Source organism: Limnospira sp. PMC 1279.21, assembly GCF_032349615.1.
Lineage (GTDB): Bacteria > Cyanobacteriota > Cyanobacteriia > Cyanobacteriales > Microcoleaceae > Limnospira > Limnospira fusiformis.
Window position 1 is genome coordinate 1 of the sequence record NZ_JARPLU010000471.1, and the last position, 719, is coordinate 719.

The following is a 719-nucleotide window of genomic DNA, read 5'->3' on the forward strand; positions in this document are numbered from 1 at the left end:
TACATCAAAGAGTAGCAAACATTCGGCGGGACACGATTCATAAAATAACTACTTTTTTGGCTAAAAACCACAGCCAAGTAGTCATTGAAGATTTGAATGTGTCTGGAATGCTGAAAAATCATGGTTGGGCGGGTTCTATCGCTGATGCTTCATTTTATGAGTTCCGTCGGCAACTAGGTTACAAGGCAGAACGTTATGGTTCAAAGTTGATTATTGCCGATAGATTTTATCCATCCAGTCAACTTTGTTCTAATTGCGGTTATCGTCAAAAAATGCCCCTAGTCCGTCGGACTTTTGAATGTCCAAACTGTGGCCTGAAGATTGATAGAGATTTGAACGCCAGTATAAATTTAGAAAAATCGCCGGGTTCCGACGATTACACTTGTGGACGGGGTGCTGCCGACAGTCCCGGACGAAGCAAGAAATAAACATCAAGATCCGGCTATGTCCGGTTTTGTTTAAGTTTTATAGAGCAGGTTATGGGGTGTTGGTTCCGAATTGCAGGCGGGTTCCTACGCGAACATCAATGCTACATCCAAGATGCCATAGATGGGCGATCGCATTAATGCCTGTACAGTGGTTAGCGCCTAGTAGTTGGACTTGATAATGCTTTAATTGGGCGGCGGTGGCTTCCAGGCGCTCTGGGTTAGCCTTTAACAGGTGCATACCTGATACATTTACGCGACATTTATCCGGCTATTGCCTGACAATGCGACGAA

General features: G+C 44.6%; 2 protein-coding genes. One reads left to right on the plus strand and one right to left on the minus strand.

What is annotated here, in order from left to right:
* Positions 1-428: RNA-guided endonuclease TnpB family protein (locus tag P5683_RS25485; RefSeq protein WP_315669516.1), on the plus strand; the 428-nt coding region annotated here is incomplete at its 5' end.
* 49 nt (positions 429-477) lie between these two features.
* Here the strand turns inward: P5683_RS25485 and P5683_RS25490 are convergent.
* Positions 478-666 (minus strand): hypothetical protein, encoded by a 189-nt coding sequence (locus P5683_RS25490; RefSeq protein WP_008052455.1) that lies wholly within the window; start codon positions 664-666, stop codon positions 478-480.
* Between the last annotated feature and the right edge of the window lie 53 nt (positions 667-719).

Bases quoted from the DNA above. Each gene is read 5' to 3' on its own strand.
- P5683_RS25490 (WP_008052455.1), bottom strand. From the start codon at position 666: ATGCACCTGTTAAAGGCTAACCCAGAGCGCCTGGAAGCCACCGCCGCC.